Origin of the sequence: Microcoleus harperi Pol14_C6 (assembly GCF_036701295.1) — a bacterium.
Classification (GTDB): domain Bacteria; phylum Cyanobacteriota; class Cyanobacteriia; order Cyanobacteriales; family Microcoleaceae; genus Microcoleus.
In genome coordinates, this window is sequence record NZ_JAUBQN010000035.1 from 15,461 (window position 1) to 32,393 (window position 16,933).

The window sequence follows — 16,933 nt, forward strand, 5'->3', positions numbered from 1 at the left end:
TTATTTCGTACAATTAGTCTAGACTGCCTTTTGCCTAAGATTTAGTCTGAAAATCTCCTAGTTTTTTAGCATCATTTGCGACGGTTGCCAAGAGTTGAGCAACATAAATAAAAACACTTAATTATTTAGAGGATTTTACGCTCTGGGGTCGATCGCTTTTTCCTTTTTGATTCTTGGTTCTCTGCTAGATAACTAAAGCCTGCCTCCTTCCACTATACATTGTGTGCGATCGCACTTGACCGAAAGCATTCAGGATATAAGCCCCCGGATTCATCCGTGGAGAAATAAAAACCTGTATCCGACGAAACTTGCCCCCCGAATTTATCCGTGAAGTCAAGGCTTCAATTCTTTAATCTCAAATCTCACATCTCAAATCTCAAATCTCAAATCGATTGACACGGTGCGATCGCGATCGGAGTGAGGAATGTATCTTAGTATTTCTTCACACATCCTGCTTTCAGTCTATGATATATGCCTTATGGCGTATTTGTGTTTAAAGCCCGTTACCGCGTACCGCTGATGAGTCAATCAACCAATTCACCGCTATCCCAACCAGTTTCTCGACGCACCGCCCTCAAATTCCTCGGCGTTGGTGCCGCCGGCGGGCTGCTGGGCTACTCTCGATTTTCCAAGCCAGAACCCACCATTTTTGTGCAAGATTCTCTTGACTTGCCGCGAATGCTGAATAACCGCAAAACCGTTGCAGTTGTGGGGGCAGGCTTGGCCGGGCTCGCCTGTGCTTACGAACTCTCCCAGCGAGGTTTCGCCGTAACATTGCTCGACAAATCGCCCCAACTCGGTGGCAAAATTGCTAGTTGGCCGATTCAAGTCGGGAACGAAACTTTTATGATGGAACACGGTTTCCACGGTTTTTTTCCGCAATACTACAACCTCAAAAGTGTGGTTGAAGAACTAGAAATTACTGATAACTTTGTATCTTTAGAATCCTACGCCGTTCTGTTTCGAGACGGCAAATACAAACCCGAAGTTTTTCGTCCCAACCATTCAGCTTTTCCCTGGAATATAGTTGACTTGGGGATATCTTCTCCCAATCGGCTTAAGTGGGGAATCAATCTGACAAAACCGGCTCACTGGCAAGTGTTTCGAGAAATCGGCGGTTTTCAAACTCAAAAAACTTTCGATCGCCTCGACAATATATCAGTTGCCGACTGGGTAAAAGGTGAATTTCCGCGCGGACTTTATGACTTGTATTTTCTGCCTTTTGCCAAATCTAGCCTCAACGCTCCCGACGAATTGAGCGCGGGAGAATTAATGCAATTTTTCCACTTTTATTTTTTCGGAAATCCAGAGGGTTTGGCCTTCAACGGCACGCGGCAAGATATGGGCACGAGTTTGGTGCAGCCTATTGCCAGAGCCATTGAAAGCAAAGGCGGCAAAGTATTGACAGATGTCGCAGTCAGTGAGATTCGTTGGGAAAACGGCCAGATTCATTCTCTGAGTTACCAGTCTGGAGACGTGCAAAGTAAAATACCTTTTTGGGTGAAGCGAAACGCGCTGTTAACTGACAGCAACTCTACTGAATACTTCGGCGCTGGGGACAGCGTATTTGCCGCCGCGCCGTCTGGAAAAGAGGCAATTTCTCTGAGCTGCACTCACCAAGGTTGCACTGTTCAGAAACAAAACGACGGTCAGTTTCACTGTCCTTGTCACGGAGCCGTTTTTGATGCCGAAGGACGAGTTGTCAGCGGGCCTGCTCAGCGGGACTTGCCTCGATTTAAGGTAGTTGATGAAAAAGCAGATGAAATACAGTTAGCAGCAGCGGTTAACCAATCGCAGCCTCCAAATTTGGGAGAAATATTGAAGGCTGATTACTATGTTTTTGCGGCTGATGTTCCGGGGATGCAGCATTTGTTTAGTTTGGCTAGCGGTGAAGTGAATCCGCAAGTGTACAGCCGGATCGAGAGCTTGAAAATAGCCGATCCATTTGCGGTGGGCCGTTTTTGGTTCGATCGCGAATTTCCCTGGGAACACAGCAATTTCAGTTCGCTTTCGGGCTACAAACTGACTGACAGCATTACGCTTTACCACCGAATTCAGGATCAGTTCATCGAGTGGAATCAGAAAACTGGCGGTAGTGTAGTGGAACTGCACGCTTATTGTTACAAGGAGAAGGAGTTTCCGAACCAGGAAGTTTTACTGGCAACTTTTGAGCAAGAATTGTACGAAATTGTACCGGAATTAAAAGAGGCAAATATGCTGCACCGGGAATTGGTCAATCAAAAGAATTTCTCTGGATATCCGCCCGGTAGCTATGCAGAACGACCAGAAACTTGCTGCGCTGTTCCCAATCTTTTGTTTGCGGGAGATTGGGTGAAAATGCCGTTTCCGTGCGGTTTAATGGAAAGGGCAGTTAGCAGCGGTTTGTTGGCAGCTAATGCTATTTTATATCAGGAGGGTTTGCAGAGGCGATCGCTCTTGACGGTGAATCCCGAAGGCGTGTTAAAAATCTAAGGTTTGCAGCGGGGGCGGGTTTTATAAATCGTCAATTATCGGCTGGTCTCCTCGGTGAAACCCGCCCCCAGCCATAGGATTTTAGATTTTAGATTTTACGCAATGAGAATGACTGATTTAAGAAGGGCTTGGAGGTTTCCTACAGTTATATTCTTTTGTTAAAATAAGTTATGGTTTGTGGGTATGGTTTATCTGAAGAGAAAAGGCAGAGCTTGCGAACAAAAAAATATCTGCGTTGAGGGGGGTGGATATACGGTTAAAATATTATTGAATGAGTATAAAGCAATAATAGATGCTGAAGAGTAACTGCAAAATTCGCAATAAATCTGTAATGTTTGATGCTTTTGCAACAGAATACGATTTCGCCGCCACCTTGCAAAGCCAGAACGATTTCTTTACTAAAAATTTATCGACCAGCAAAGGTGCAGTATTAGATATTGGCTGCGGTTCGGGAATTCTTACTTTTGAGTTAGCCCAGTATTACGATAATGTAGTGGCCGTCGATTTATCAGCAAAAATGCTGGACATCGCCCGTCAAAAACGCTCAGCACCCAATATCGAATACATCCAAATGGATGCTAGTCAATTAGCACTCGAGCGCAAATTTGATTTAATAGTTAGTGCTACTACTTTTCACCACCTGCCGAACCTCCCTGCCTCCCTCGCTGCAATTAAAAAATTGTTAAATCCGCACGGAAAAATCGTCTTTTTAGATCATATATCGGAAGTTGAAACACCTGCGACAATAGGCTACATATTAGGTGCGGCGAGAGATTTTAGACCAGACTGTTCCACCTACGGATTTCGCAATGCTTTAAGATTATTAAGATTTAGACTGTCGCCAAGTTGGTTGAAACATTTAGCTAGCGACAGGTATTTGTCAGAACGGAGATTTAGAAAAATTTACGGTCGTTGCTTTCCGGGCTGTTATTTTGTAAAATTGGGTTGTTTTATGGGCGTAATTTGGGAACATTTGTAATGCAAAACAACGCGATAAAATCGGTAGCTGCAAGGGGAGAAAAAACTCACATCCGCGAGTTGGGCATTAATCTCGATCGCTGGTATGCGATCGCCCGCAGCAGCGAGGTGCAAACTCACCCGCTAGCTGCGAAAATCTGGAATCGGGCGATCGTACTTTTCCGCGACAGTGCAGGCAAAATCAACGCTTTAGAAGATAGATGTCCCCACCGGCAAGTTAAACTCAGCCACGGCCGAGTTAAAGGCGATTTAATCGAATGTGCTTACCACGGATGGCGTTTAAATGCAAGCGGTGAATGCGCCGAAGTGGATTATTTAGCAGAAAATCAAAAGCTACCTAACTGCAAAATTCGCTCCTATCCAGTTAAGGAAAAAAACGGTTTTATCTGGCTGTTTCCAGGGGACGAAACCAAAGCAGAAAAAATAGATTTATTAGATTTATCAGAGTGGGAACATCTCAATTATATTGCCACAGTTTCAGTCATCGACTGTCAGGCACACTATTCATTTTTAATTGAAAACTTGATGGATATGTACCACGGACACTTGCACGATGATTGGCAAGCTTGGGCAAATCCGGTATTAGAGACTTTAGACGAAGATGATTGTCAAGTAACTGCTCGCTATCAGGCACAAAGTTATTACAAAATAGATAAAATCTGGTCAATTTCTCAGTTATTTTTTAAATCTCTGCGCCGACTGCACCCGGAACCGCTAGAGGTGAGTTATGTTTACCCGCACTGGGTTTCAACTTTGGGGAGCGACTTTAAGATTTACTGCTTGGTTTGTCCGGTGAGCGAGACAGCAACTCGCGCTTATTTAATTCATTTTACCTCATTAAATGCGTTTTGGCGGCTTCACAAATTGCCTGTTTGGTTTCGCAAGTTTATTAAAGATATTTGTTTCGGTGCTGCTCAAAAGTTATTAGATGGTTTGGTGCGGCAGGATGTGTTAATGATTGAGGAAGAACAGCAGGCTTTTTTGCAGAATTCAGAAAGAAAGAGTTATGAATTAAATCGCGCTTTAGCCAGCGTGCAAAAGTTGATGAGAAGTCAGGCAGAAAATGGATAATTCAGGATCGGATTGAAACCTGCGGCGGGACGAATGAAACCAGCCTGCACAGGCTAGGGCGTGTTTTCTTGCCTCGTTGTATCCTAGAAAATAGGCGATCGCAAGCTGTTAACGCTCATGAACCCTTGGAGACTTAAGCAACCAACAGTGGGATTGGTTAAAACCGCTACTTCCACCACTGAAACCCCGAACAGGTAAACCCGATCGCGACCGCCGACAAGTGGTGAACAGCATTCTGTGGATACTCAGAACAGGTGCCCCGCGGTGACACCTGCGGTGAACATTATCGAAAGTGGGAAAGCATCGCCACACGGTTTTATCGATCGCAAAAAAGCCGATATTTGGCAGCAAGTCTTTTAAATCAACTGCCCTCGATCCATCTTCATTTATATTCAGAGCCAAATTTAGAGTTAAGGAACGATGCGATCGTTGCTTGACTCTAAATGTAAAGTTTTGTATCAATTTCACACTTCTGAAAGAAGAGAATAGTTGACGCTGGTCTATCCCCCTGCTAATCTAAAAAAATATTTTTTTTTAGGCTGACACCTATCTAAATAGATAATAGTGAGGGGTAAAGTTAACAGGGAAAATCATTCCTTTGGCAGATGCAATCTACACTCAGGAGAATCCTAATGATGAGTCGTTACAAACTCCATATTTGCTCAGGACTGCTACATTCAGGCTCAAATTTACTGGCTGCTTTGCTTGGGCCAAACCCTGGCTTCTAGGGTGGGACAGCATCTCCACTTCGTTTTTTTTTGTGAAGCGAATGCTAAAAGCCAGCAGCGTAAACAACAAACACTTTTTTTATTTATCGGGGATAAAACATCACAAGAGATTGAGACACAGACATAGCGCCAGAAGATAGAGGTTAGCAACAGCGATTATCAGAGAAATATCGTAACTTATTGCCCTCATTTTTGTAAGTTTGTTCAGCAGCCAAGCTAATTTTTTCGACAAAAAAATAAAATTTGCGCCAAAAAAGGCGTTACATCAAGTCCGGTAAATTAAGTCAAAAAACTTAGGAGTAAGGAATATCCGAGCTTGACTCATGCCCGCAATCAAAAAATCATCCTTTCCCTTTATCCCCCTGGGAAGTCAAAAGTAAAAAGAAATAACTTTTAGTTTTTAGTTTTTACTATTTACTTCTTTTCCCCTTTCCCTCTAAGTTTGGTGCAGCCGGAATGAATCTTATTAGTTATTGGCACTGTTTCTAAATATTTTAGGGTGAATTTATGACTTCTCTTATTCCGATTACCGCCTCAACTCACTTGAATGAATGGCTGGCTGCACAGAGAATCAGCCTCGCCTTCACCACCTATCAAACCAATCGGTTATTCCTCATCGGATTGAAACCCGACGGGAGATTATCAGTGTTCGATCGCGAATTCGAGCGCCCGATGGGACTCTTTGCAACAAGCGATCGCCTCGTAATGAGTACCCGCTATCAAATCTGGCAATTTGACAACCTTTGCAGCCAGGAGGTAGGGGATTATTTAGAGTACGACAAACTCTACGTTCCCCGCATTGCTTACACCACCGGCGACGTAAATACTCACGACTTAATCGTAGATAAATCGCAAAATTGGGTATTTATCAACACCCAATATAGCTGTCTCGCTACCCTCGATCGCGACTACAGTTTTCGCCCCATCTGGCAACCGCCGTTTATCTCCTCCCTCGCCGCCGAAGATCGCTGTCACCTCAACGGTTTGGCAATGGTAGACGGCGAACCTGCTTGCGTGACCGCTTGTTCCCAAACTGATGTCCCCGCAGGTTGGCGATTAGACAGGCAAGGCGGCGGGTGCATTATCGATATTCGTTCTAACGAAATCATTTGTAGCGGTTTAACCATGCCTCACTCGCCCCGATTTTATCAAGAAAAACTGTGGGTACTCAACTCCGGGAGTGGCGAATTAGGCTATGTGGAAAACGGACAATTTCAGCCGATCGCTTTTTGCCCCGGTTTCGTGCGAGGGTTAGCATTTCACAAAAATTTTGCCATCGTCGGACTCTCCAAACCCAGACATGACAATTTTCAAGGATTGGCATTAGACGATCGCTTGGACGCGCAAAAGCAACAATCTCAATGCGGATTAATGGTAGTGGATTTAACCACCGGCAACATCGTTCACTGGCTGATATTTGAAGAAGTTGTCAAAGAATTATTCGACATCGCCGTATTGCCCGGAGTGCGCCACCCAATAGCGTTAGGATTTCAAACAGATGAAATTGAACGCTTAATTACATTTCCCGGTTGTAACCGCATTGTATCAATTAGACCGGGCATTCATCACCCCCCTGAAACTCCTGTAAAAATCACCGAAACCGACGAAAGCGTATGGGCTGCCCCTCGTAGCTGCCCCCCTCCAGAAACCGCCGCCGCGAATTTTGAGCGCGGCAGGGAATTGCAAAAACAAGGGTTATTAGAAGAAGCCGCCGCTTGTTTCCAAGCAGCAATTTCCCTCGATGCCAACTATATCGCCGCCTACAATAACCTGGGAAATCTCCGGCAATTACAAGGAAAAATTCCCGAAGCGATCGCCTATTACCAGCAAGCGCTACAAGTAAACCCCGATCGAGCAGCCACCCGGTGCAATCTCGCCAGCGCTTACCTATTGCAAGGAAATCTCGAAGCAGCAAAAGCCGGATATGAAGAAACTTTGCGCCTCGATTCTAACTTCTATCTCGCCCATCTCAACCTCGGCAAACTGCACGCCTCGTGTGGAGAAAATGACGTAGCAGAAAAGTATTTCAGGGAAGTGCTGCGTCTCAAACCCGACAATGCCGAAGCGAGAAAAGCGATCGCCACTTTGTCGCACCCTAACGCGATCGCACCGCCCACCCAACAACCCAACCCAAATCGAGAAACACAAGCCCCCAAAACGCCGCGCCCCGCAGTCAAATACCAATCCGTTTATCACCTGAATCCCGACAATGCGATCGCCTACGAAGCCTTTACCTTTCCCAGCTTGCAAAAACGCTGGCAAACCCACCCCCAGCGCGGCCAACTCTTTGGAATTTCCGCCACCATTGATAGTCAAATGATAGGAATGGTAATTGCTGAAATTCTCCCCGCTTCAGAGACAATTTCATCCACTTCTGCCGAAATTCTTTCCTTATTCGTAGTTCCCGCGCACCGACATCAAGGAATTGGCACTCTGTTGGTAGCTTATTTGGAAAACCATTTAGTTAAGCAAGGATGTACCCAGGTAGGAATCGCTTATCAAAGTAGTGAAATTAGTACCCTCGCTTTAGAACCGCTGCTGCAAAAATGCGGCTGGTTAGCTCCCCAGACCACTTTTTTATTAGGGCAAACTATCACCGAAAAAATTGATCGAGCTCCTTGGCTGCATAAATATCCTTTACCAGAAAAGTTTGAAATTTTCCCTTGGAGCGAGTTAACAGCCGAAGAAAAACAAAGCATTTTGGCGCGAAAAGAGTATCCAGAAATGCTTTCCCCCTTCAAAGATGAAGCGCGAATCGAACCGCTCAATAGTTTGGGATTGCGCTATCAAAACGAAATAGTCGGCTGGATAGTGACGCATCGCGTTGCTGAAGATACAATTCGCTATTCCACATTATTTGTCTTGCCGAAATTTCAGAGAATGGGTCGCGGAATTTCTTTATTAGCGTCAGCAATTAAACGCCAAATAAGCAGTTTTGTGCCGCAGTATAAATTTGCCGTTTCTAGGGAGAATGCACCGATGCTGCAATTTGTCCGCCGTCATTTGCGATCGTATTTAACTTACTGCTCCGAGTCTCGGTATTCCCTAAAACCTAGGGGCGGTGACTCCGGCAGCGCCCAATGATAGGGGCTGGCTCCGGGGGAATGGCCCCTACCGGAATTGCACAAATTATTACCCATCCTCTCCGCTGCCTTGGCTATGCAATTAATTAAACCCAAAAACTTGAAATTGATAAACTCTCGTTCGCCGCCGAAGAGAGTTAAGACATTTTCACCCCTGCTAGACGCCTGCGAATGAAAAATGAGCGAAAAAATCAAAAAATTCCAGATGAAGCGCTCAAGCTTTCCCGACTCGCTCAGTGAGTTGATACCAAGTAAACCATCCAATTAGGAGCATATAAAAATGGCAACTTTCACAGAACTTCCCGGCAACCCCTTTAGCAGTGTAGATGTGGGTTTTCGCGCCGCGCCAACCTTTGCTGACATCGACGCTGACATCGACAAGGATGAGGATTTAGATGCCTTTGTTGGGTCAGAGAGTGGCACAATCCGCTATTACCAAAACAACGGCGGCACTTTTACAGAACTTTCCGGCACCGCCAACCCCCTTAACGGCGTTGTGGGGATCACTAACAGCCGCCCAACCTTTGCCGACATCGACAAGGATGGGGATTTAGATGCCTTTGTTGGAACAGAATTTGGCACAATCAGCTACTACCAAAACACCGGCGGCACATTTACCAAACTTACCGGCACCGCCAACCCCCTTAACGGCGTTAATGTGGGGTATTCGAGCTCCCCAACCTTTGCCGACATCGACAAGGATGGCGATTTGGATGCCTTTGTTGGGTCAAATTCTGGCACAATCAGCTACTACCAAAACAACGGTGGCACCTTTACCCAACTTACCGGCACCGCCAACCCCCTTAACGGCGTTAATGGCGTTAATGTGGGTAAGTATACCGGCCCAACCTTTGCCGATATTGACTCTGATAGCGATTTAGATGCCATTATTGGGACAGGTGATGGCATAATCGCCTACTTCCAAAACAACGGCGGCACATTTACCCAACTTACCGGCACCGCCAACCCCTTTAACGGCGTTTCTGTGGGTTTTAACGCCGTCCCAACCTTGGCCGATATTGACTCCGATGGTGATTTGGATGCCTTTGTTGGGGCTTATGATGGCGGAATCCGCTACTACCAAAACGGTCCGACCGCGCCTGTCAACACTCCCCCCGTCGCCAATCCTGACACGGTTAGCACCAATCAAAACACAGCAACTAACATCTCTGTTGCTACCCTGCTAGCCAACGACACCGATGCCAACAACGACCCCTTAAGTATCACCGGCGTCAGCAACCCCACCGGAGGCACCGCCGTCCTCAACGACAACGGTACTCCAACCAACAGTGCCGATGACTTTATCACCTTCACCCCGACTACTGGTTTTAGCGGCAACGCCAGCTTTAACTACAGCCTCAGCGATGGTAAAGGCGGCAGCAGCAGCGGTACTGTCACCGTCGGTGTCGGCGGTACTCAAATGGGTGGCAACGGCAACGACACCCTCACGGGTAATGCCGGGAACGACTCCCTCAATGGCGGCAACGGTAACGACACCCTCACCGGCAATGCCGGGAACGACACCTTGATTGGCGGCAATGGCACTGACTTGCTATTCGGGAACGCCGGCAACGACGTACTCAACGGTGACAATGGCGAGGACACCTTGAGGGGTGGACTAGGTAGCGACATCTTGACCGGTGGCAACGGCAAGGATGTTTTCGTGTTTGCAGCAGGCGAGGGCACCGATACGATTACTGACTTCAGTTTGGGTAGCGATAAAATCGGTCTGACTGGAGGTTTAACGTTTGGGAATCTGTCGTTCTCCGGGAATCAGATTCGTGTGGGTAGTGACGTTTTAGCCGTCCTGACTGGGGTGAATACTAATACTCTGACTGCCTCCAATTTCGTCGCAGTCTAGAACCGCGCACCGGCTGAGTGCGACGGGTCAGCAGCGCTTGTGGCTGACCCGTCCCCGCGCTACTTTTTGCCTCGACTAAAGAGTCGCTCAATTCAAGGCAAAACATCTCTGATGAAAAGCTCAAATCCCGCTACGAATCAAACCAGGTTTTGTGAGATAAAATGAAGGCAGCTCAGGCGAACCCAGAGCTTGCCTTTTCCTCGGATAAGCTGCCTTAAACCTAATACCGGAATCGCCGGAATCAAGCGTTTTTAACAATTGATTCTCATCGATATATAGTTAGTGGCAATCGCACCATTGAGAAGAGGGCAGAGCATCTCAAAACACGTCCACTAATATAATCAAAGTGTATCAAATGATATCAAATCCGTTAGCATCGGAATAGTAAATTCGAGCTCACTTTTGAGGGTTGACTGTTCACAGAGTCAACAGTCAACCCTCAACCGTCAACATCACGGACGGTGTAACCGGAAATGATATGACAACTCTCTTCAATCAATCAGCCGTGCATCAAAATAACGCTTGATAATGCACGGATGGTGCAATTTTTCAGCCGTCATTTGCGCCCCTATTTAACTTACTCCTCCGAGTCCCGGTATTCCCTAAAACCTAGGGGCGGCAGTCAAAAAAATCTAAATTCTGCAGCACAAACTTTACTTTTTAGGCCGCTGCTGCTGGTAAACGCTGACAACTTTATCGGCATAAGTAGCAGTTGCGCCACTTTTGCAAGCTGCGGATTCCCCAGTCATCCACCAGCAAGCGGCGCGGCGTACAGCGGTTAATTCATTGTTGCTGCTAGCTTTGTATTCGTCGCGCAGCAAATCGCCCACGATACAGGTAACAATTGATTTGGCTTTTGTCGCGTCGGCCTCAAATTGTTGCGGTGTTAAATCTTGTTTGGTACAAAATTTTGCCCAGCGGGAAATATTCTTGGGTAAAACTTGCCACTGACTGTACATTCCGTCATTTGCGGCTTGTGGCGGCGCGGCTTGTCGCAGCGCTTCTACGAGGGCGGAAACTTGCGCGTTGGTGACTGCTTGCGCTGTGGCTGGAAGTGTTTGCAATCCGAGGCTAATTATCAGGCTGCCGAATAGTAGATTGGTTTTTGCGATCGATTTAAAATTCATTCACAATGCCCTGTTTTAATTAAAGTTTCCTGCACAAGGTTTACCTGAAAGGCGATCTAATGCCTCTGTCTGAAGTATGATTTAGTTTTTAAATGTGAGGGCGATTCCCTACGGGGTAGCTAGGCTTCACAGCCTTATTATAGAAATTGGCAAAGAATTAGGATAAAATTGTGGAAGTACAACCCAGGGAAATTACAAGTTACGGTACATCAGATGGTAAATTTCCTTTCAACGAGTGGCTTGATTCCGTCCGCGATCGGAATGTCAGGGTTAAAATCAAGTCTAGGCTTGACCGAGTTCAACAAGGCAATCTCGGAGATATAAAGTCAGTAGGAGAAGGAGTTTTTGAGCTCAGAATTAATTATGGCCCGGGCTACCGCGTCTACTTCGGACAAGTTGGGTTGACCGTGGTGGTCATCCTGGTAGCCGGAGATAAAAGCACTCAAGAACAAGATATTCGACAAGCCATAGCATACTGGAAAGATTATGAAAGACGTGAAAGCACCGACAAGTCATAGCTACCGCGAGTACCTAATTGAATCTCTCAAAGAGGCTGAAGAAGCTGGTGGTTACATCTGGGCTATTTTGGAAGAAAAAGACCCTGAACCCGCACTCCTGAGAAATGCCATCAGAAATGTGATTGAGGCTAGAATCAGGATGAATTCTCTTTCGGAGTCAGCAAAAGAACTTCACGAAAAACTCGATAAGATGCTGACTGAAAGCGGCGGTTCGGAAATTTACTGTTTGGTAGAATTGCTCGAAGTGTTAGGATTTAAACTAGAAATTAATGTTGCAGATACTGATTTGCCCGCTGACTCGAAATCAACGGATTTTGGAGAATCAGAATTATCGCCCGAACCAGTAGTTAATGCCAGTTAATGAGTAAATCGCGCCCTCACCCTTCCCTCACAAAATCTAACAATCGGTGAGCCATTTCTAGCTTGCTGCAAGATGCTATTTCTACTTGCTTCCCGGCGGCATTAATTAATATTGCTTCATTGGTATTGCTGCCGAAACCTGCACCTATTCGATCGATCGGGTTTGCGGCAATTACATCGAGTTTCTTCGCCCGCAATTTCTCCAAAGCTGGCTTGACAATATCCCCAGTTTGTGCTGCAAACCCAATTAATTTTTGGTGCGGCTGTTTCAAATTTCCCAACTCTGCCACAATATCCGCTACCGGTGCCAACGGTAAACAATTCGGGAGCCATCGCTTCGGCAGTTTCTCACTACTGTACTCAGCCGGCTTCACATCCGCTACCGCCGCAGCCATCACCGTCAAATCAGCATCGGGAAAGCATTGCAGCATCGCCTGCCGCATTTCTTGTGCACTCGTAACTGCGATCGCCCGCACACCTGACAGCGGCAACTCGCCAGTTATACTGTGTACCAGCGTCACTGTAGCGCCGCGGTGCTGTGCAGCTTGCGCCAAAGCTATACCCATTTTGCCACTGGAAGGATTGCCGATAAACCGCACCGGATCGAGGTGTTCCCGCGTTCCTCCCGCACCGATCAACACCCGAAGGCCGGCTAAATCTCGATCGCCCTTCGCATACAACAGCGATTCAATATGAGGCAAAATCTCATAAGGTTCTGCCATGCGGCCGACACCGGCGCGATCGCACGCCAGCATTCCCGCCCCCGGATTCGCAGCATGATAGCGCCGATAAGTCAACACTTCCCGCCAATTCCGCTGCACCGCCGGCTGTTCCCACATATCCGTATTCATCGCCGGTGCCAGCAAAATTGGGCAAGTAGAAGCTAAGACAGTATTAGTCAACAAATTATCAGCAAAACCCCCCGCCAACTTAGCCAAAGTATTAGCTGTCAAAGGAGCAATAACAAAAACTTCCGCCCATTCTCCCAATTGAATATGCAGGGGGCGCCCGTGACTTGCTTGCCAAAAATCTTTGTCAGTAAAAGCAGGATGGCGGCACAGAGTAGCAAAAGTCAAAGGCGTTACAAACTCCCCGGCCGCATCAGTAAGAATAGCTTTAACTTCAGCTCCTGCTTTCGCTAAAGTGGAAACTACTTCGCAAACTTTGTAAGCCGCAATCCCGCCACTAACGCCGATTAAAATTCGTCTGCCTTTCATGTCATTTTTTCATAAAAAAGAATCAAGAAAGAAATTAAGATAAAAACAGGCTAAAATCCCTAATTCATCTGTTTAATCCGCAACAACATATGCTGCTAACTTCTTCCTCAATTCCGTCGAAATTTTCGAGCTAGATTTTTAAGTCTATGCTTCGTCGTAGGCTTCCATATCCAGAAGGTGGAGATAAGGTTCAACCAGCTCCGGCCGCTGAAAGGCAAGCGATCGCAACAAATGCCAATCATTCAATCCCTCAAAAGGATCTGTATAATCGTCAACTTCCAAACGGACAGCCAATTCTGCCACGTCCTGAGAAGTAAGTACAGCAATATCGCGCGATGCTTTGGTTAAAGTTTTCATTTTTTTCCCCTGCCCGAGACTTCCGCCATACTATATACTAAACCTTTAATCAGATTTCGACACAGTTTCTACAACAAAACTTCGCATTACATCTATAACTTCCGGCAGAATCTCGTGTCCCATGTTAAATTCTTGATACTGCACCGCAGCTCCCCAAGCCGTCAAACTCTCGCGCGATCGCGCAGCAGCACTAACGGGAACAATAGTATCTTGAGTACCGTGTACGATTAAAACAGGTGGCAAAGCACTCCCAGCAACTGGCGAAATCGGGTGTAAATAACCGCTCAAACAAATTAAACCGGCTACGGGCAAAGTCAATCCCACATCTAGAGTCATCGCTCCGCCTTGAGAAAAGCCACCTAAAATCGTGCGAGACAAAGGCACGCCCGTGCTGCTTTCCAAAGACAGCAAAAATTCCCTCAGCAATTGCCGGCTTTCTACCAATCCCTGAGCGTCTTTGCTTTGAAGGTTATACCACGCTTTGCCCCTGCTTACTTGCGGATGGGGAAAGGGGGCATCGGGAAACACAAACTGATAATCCGGCAAATTGAAAGCCGGTGCTAAGGGAGTCAAATCCCGAGCATTAGCACCCCATCCATGCAAAGCGACAATCAAAGCGACAGGTTTGCGATCGGTTGTGGGCGGAATGCTAATAGATTGTAAAGACATCGTAGTTAATAATTGGTAATCTGGTCTTGCTACAATTATAAATTGTGACGACGGGTCAAACCCCATATATTTGTTTTCGGCAATATTCCACTAGGAATTTGCACGCGCTTGCCAATAACTATAACAGTTAACAGTTGAAAGTAGAGTGAGTGCGAAATCCGCATCTTTCCCAAGTAGAGTGCGGATTGTTCGCATTTTCTACACAGGAATTAGGGAGCATCTCATATTTGTAAAACACTTTTTCTGGCTCTTTTCTTCTGACTCTTTCCTCCTGGCTCTTTCCTTCTTCCTCCTGCCTCCTGCCTCCAAACTCCTATTTCTAGCTGGGCTGCTTTCATTGAGATGCTCCCAGTAAGACTCAGCTAGAAGCGAGATTTCTCCCGCTAATTCCAAGTGGCACCTACCGCAGGTGAAACCTTAGAAACAGATTGCTTAGACTGTTGCCGCACCGGCACCTCTATCCAGAATTCACTTCCCTCTCCCGGAGCCGATACGCACCTGAGCGAACCTTTATGTTTTTCCACTATTTGATAGCCGATCGCCAATCCCAAGCCCGTACCTTTGCCTACAGGTTTGGTAGTAAAAAACGGATCGAACAAACGTTTTTTTACATTCTCCGTCATGCCCGCTCCATTGTCAGCAATTTGCACGCATACACAATTAGAACTTAACAGTTCAGTACGAATCCGAATCCTAGGTGAAAAATCCCCATCATAGGTATTTTTACCATTGGGTAAAATGTAACTTCTTGCTTCATTTAAAATATCAATGGCATTGATCAAAACATTCATAAATACCTGATTTAATTGTCCCGCCCAGCACTCCACTAAGGGCAAATCTCCGTATTCTTTGATGACTTGAATGCCCGGAAAACCAGGTTGGGGTTTCAGCCTACTATCCAAAATCATCAAGGCGCTGTCAATGCCTTGGTGAATATCAACCGACTTCATTTCAGCTTCATCCAAGCGCGAAAAATTCCGCAGAGAAAGGACGATTTGGCGGATGCGTTCAGCTCCCATATTCATAGATTTTAGGATTTTAGGCAAGTCTTCACTGATAAACTCCAAATCGATCTCTTTTTGTTTGGCTTGCACTTCTGGTTTTGGGTTTGGATATTGCTGCTGGTATATTTCCACAAGTTCCAGCAAGCTTCGAGTATATTCGCCTGTATGGATCAGGTTGCCAGAGATGAAGTTGACAGGATTGTTAATTTCGTGGGCAACTCCAGCCACCAACTGCCCCAAGCTGGACATTTTTTCAGTTTGGATTAGTTGAAATTGAGCTTCCTGCAAATTTTTTAGTGCCGTTTCTAGTTCAGCGGTGCGCTGTTTTAGTTGAATTGTGCGATCGTACACTTGTTGTTCTACTTTTGCAGTACGTTCTAGAGACATCAACAGGTAAATCGTCAAGCCGCCAGTCATCAATAGCCCGATCGCGCCAATTGCCAGGGAACCCTGATGCGTCGTCATACTGTTGTACCCCTTCCCGGGGAAAACTAGCAGCCTCCACTGGCGGTCTGCTACGTTAAATAAGCGAGTGCAAGCACTAGGATTTTGACAGATTTTTCCCCGCAAATTAGCTAACTCTGGCTTTTCGTGTTTTGGGTTATCTATCAACTGCTTAGCTTGTGAGTCGTAGCGCACCAGAAAGCGTTCTTTCTCTATAGCAGAGTTGTCATAGAGGTAAAAATTAATGTTGTCTAAATTTAGCGATTCTAAAGAGGAATCGACCATACTGGTGATCTGAAACAGACCCGCAATAACTCCCATTAGGTTTTGGCGGCCTTTAACCGAGTTATCTGCAGAAGTTGTGCGGCGGGGTACTGGTAGAAATACTTGCAATCCCGGTTGATTGTTGCTGACTAATCTAATCCGCGCGGAAGCCGCTATTTTCTCGGTATTCACCGATTTCTCTAAAGCTGCTTTGCGATCGGGGCTGGAGGCAACATCAAAACCGAGCACTTGGTTATCTTCTTCTAGTGCTTCTCTGTAAATAATTGGAAAGTATTCCGATCGCACTCTTGCTTTGATCTGGTTTTTGTCATGAGTTTGCTCGTAAATTTGAAATGACGGAAAACCTTCGGCTCGAATTGTCCGTTCGTAAGCTGCTTTTTGGCCAGCAGGGACGCGCCGAATCCAGTTAACAGAATGTATAGCAGAATTTCGGCCAAGTGCAGGTTGAGTGAACTGCTTGAAATCTTGTCTGGTAACTTCAGTAGATGCGCTGTAGAATCCTTCAAGTGAGTACAGAAATTCTAAATTTTTGTTGATGCTTTGCTGCACTGCCACATTCAGGCGATCGGCTTGCTGATGAAATTCAGCTTGCATTCGTTGGTTTTCCGAATGCCACACAACGGCTGCGGCTGCCAATGACAAACTCGTACCGATGCAAAGAGTCAAGGCTGCTGGAATGTAACTACGGCGCGACATTAAACTTTCTGTCAGCGAATTAAACCCCTTGCTTTCAAAATTCATATTTTCATACCTTCTGCC

The 16,933-nt window shown here is 46.2% G+C and carries 12 protein-coding genes and 1 pseudogene; 8 read left to right on the forward strand and 5 right to left on the reverse strand.

Annotation, left to right across the window (positions count from 1 at the left end; all coding sequences use genetic code 11):
* Window positions 1–519: 519 nt before the first annotated feature.
* From QUA27_RS20890 to QUA27_RS20910, 6 genes and pseudogenes are all read left to right on the forward strand, one after another.
* A complete protein-coding gene (locus QUA27_RS20890) occupies window positions 520–2,472 on the forward strand; it encodes an FAD-dependent oxidoreductase (protein ID WP_333070135.1) in 1,953 nt (650 codons plus the stop codon).
* Window positions 2,473–2,764: 292 nt separating this feature from the next.
* Complete coding sequence (locus tag QUA27_RS20895) at window positions 2,765–3,451, forward strand: class I SAM-dependent methyltransferase (RefSeq protein ID WP_333070136.1); 687 nt, start codon at window positions 2,765–2,767, stop codon at window positions 3,449–3,451.
* On the forward strand, window positions 3,451–4,521 hold the full coding sequence (locus QUA27_RS20900; RefSeq protein WP_333070138.1) for an aromatic ring-hydroxylating dioxygenase subunit alpha: 1,071 nt from the start codon (window positions 3,451–3,453) through the stop codon (window positions 4,519–4,521). The genes QUA27_RS20895 and QUA27_RS20900 overlap by 1 nt, the downstream gene beginning before the upstream one ends.
* 145 nt (window positions 4,522–4,666) lie before the next feature.
* Window positions 4,667–4,789 (forward strand): annotated as a pseudogene (locus tag QUA27_RS27490) (transposase); the annotation flags it as partial.
* A gap of 967 nt (window positions 4,790–5,756) precedes the next feature.
* Complete coding sequence (locus tag QUA27_RS20905) at window positions 5,757–8,333, forward strand: TIGR03032 family protein (protein WP_333070139.1); 2,577 nt, start codon at window positions 5,757–5,759, stop codon at window positions 8,331–8,333.
* Window positions 8,334–8,612: 279 nt separating this feature from the next.
* Window positions 8,613–10,193: an FG-GAP-like repeat-containing protein gene (locus QUA27_RS20910; protein ID WP_333070141.1), complete on the forward strand. Its 1,581-nt coding sequence runs from the start codon at window positions 8,613–8,615 to the stop codon at window positions 10,191–10,193.
* Between the two features lie 653 nt (window positions 10,194–10,846).
* Here QUA27_RS20910 and QUA27_RS20915 read toward each other — a convergent pair.
* Complete coding sequence (locus QUA27_RS20915; protein WP_333070142.1) at window positions 10,847–11,320, reverse strand: hypothetical protein; 474 nt, start codon at window positions 11,318–11,320, stop codon at window positions 10,847–10,849.
* Between the two features lie 170 nt (window positions 11,321–11,490).
* Here QUA27_RS20915 and QUA27_RS20920 point away from each other — a divergent pair, with 170 nt between their 5' ends.
* Both QUA27_RS20920 and QUA27_RS20925 read left to right on the forward strand, forming a co-directional pair.
* Window positions 11,491–11,838, forward strand: coding sequence for a type II toxin-antitoxin system RelE/ParE family toxin (locus tag QUA27_RS20920; protein WP_333070144.1), 348 nt, complete (start codon window positions 11,491–11,493; stop codon window positions 11,836–11,838).
* Window positions 11,807–12,199 carry a helix-turn-helix domain-containing transcriptional regulator gene (locus QUA27_RS20925; RefSeq protein WP_333070145.1) on the forward strand — a complete coding sequence of 131 codons (393 nt, stop codon included), beginning with the start codon at window positions 11,807–11,809 and terminating at the stop codon, window positions 12,197–12,199. Before QUA27_RS20920 ends, QUA27_RS20925 begins: the two co-directional genes overlap by 32 nt.
* A 16-nt stretch (window positions 12,200–12,215) precedes the next feature.
* Here the strand turns inward: QUA27_RS20925 and coaBC are convergent, their stop codons facing one another.
* The 4 genes from coaBC to QUA27_RS20945 form a co-directional block, all read right to left on the reverse strand.
* On the reverse strand, window positions 12,216–13,415 hold the full coding sequence (gene coaBC, locus QUA27_RS20930) for a bifunctional phosphopantothenoylcysteine decarboxylase/phosphopantothenate--cysteine ligase CoaBC (protein WP_333070146.1): 1,200 nt from the start codon (window positions 13,413–13,415) through the stop codon (window positions 12,216–12,218).
* Between the two features lie 144 nt (window positions 13,416–13,559).
* On the reverse strand, window positions 13,560–13,772 hold the full coding sequence (gene isiD, locus QUA27_RS20935) for a protein IsiD (RefSeq protein WP_006632739.1): 213 nt from the start codon (window positions 13,770–13,772) through the stop codon (window positions 13,560–13,562).
* Between the two features lie 45 nt (window positions 13,773–13,817).
* Complete coding sequence (locus QUA27_RS20940; protein WP_333070147.1) at window positions 13,818–14,441, reverse strand: alpha/beta hydrolase; 624 nt, start codon at window positions 14,439–14,441, stop codon at window positions 13,818–13,820.
* Between the two features lie 383 nt (window positions 14,442–14,824).
* Window positions 14,825–16,915, reverse strand: coding sequence for a CHASE domain-containing protein (locus QUA27_RS20945; RefSeq protein ID WP_333070150.1), 2,091 nt, complete (start codon window positions 16,913–16,915; stop codon window positions 14,825–14,827).
* Window positions 16,916–16,933 lie beyond the last annotated feature (18 nt).

Bases quoted from the DNA above. Each gene is read 5' to 3' on its own strand.
- coaBC (WP_333070146.1), bottom strand. From the start codon at position 13,415: ATGAAAGGCAGACGAATTTTAATCGGCGTTAGTGGCGGGATTGCGGCT.
- QUA27_RS20910 (WP_333070141.1), top strand. From the start codon at position 8,613: ATGGCAACTTTCACAGAACTTCCCGGCAACCCCTTTAGCAGTGTAGAT.
- QUA27_RS20915 (WP_333070142.1), bottom strand. From the start codon at position 11,320: ATGAATTTTAAATCGATCGCAAAAACCAATCTACTATTCGGCAGCCTG.
- QUA27_RS20940 (WP_333070147.1), bottom strand. From the start codon at position 14,441: ATGTCTTTACAATCTATTAGCATTCCGCCCACAACCGATCGCAAACCT.
- isiD (WP_006632739.1), bottom strand. From the start codon at position 13,772: ATGAAAACTTTAACCAAAGCATCGCGCGATATTGCTGTACTTACTTCT.
- QUA27_RS20900 (WP_333070138.1), top strand. From the start codon at position 3,451: ATGCAAAACAACGCGATAAAATCGGTAGCTGCAAGGGGAGAAAAAACT.
- QUA27_RS20895 (WP_333070136.1), top strand. From the start codon at position 2,765: ATGCTGAAGAGTAACTGCAAAATTCGCAATAAATCTGTAATGTTTGAT.
- QUA27_RS20890 (WP_333070135.1), top strand. From the start codon at position 520: ATGAGTCAATCAACCAATTCACCGCTATCCCAACCAGTTTCTCGACGC.
- QUA27_RS20945 (WP_333070150.1), bottom strand. From the start codon at position 16,915: ATGAATTTTGAAAGCAAGGGGTTTAATTCGCTGACAGAAAGTTTAATG.
- QUA27_RS20905 (WP_333070139.1), top strand. From the start codon at position 5,757: ATGACTTCTCTTATTCCGATTACCGCCTCAACTCACTTGAATGAATGG.
- QUA27_RS20925 (WP_333070145.1), top strand. From the start codon at position 11,807: ATGAAAGACGTGAAAGCACCGACAAGTCATAGCTACCGCGAGTACCTA.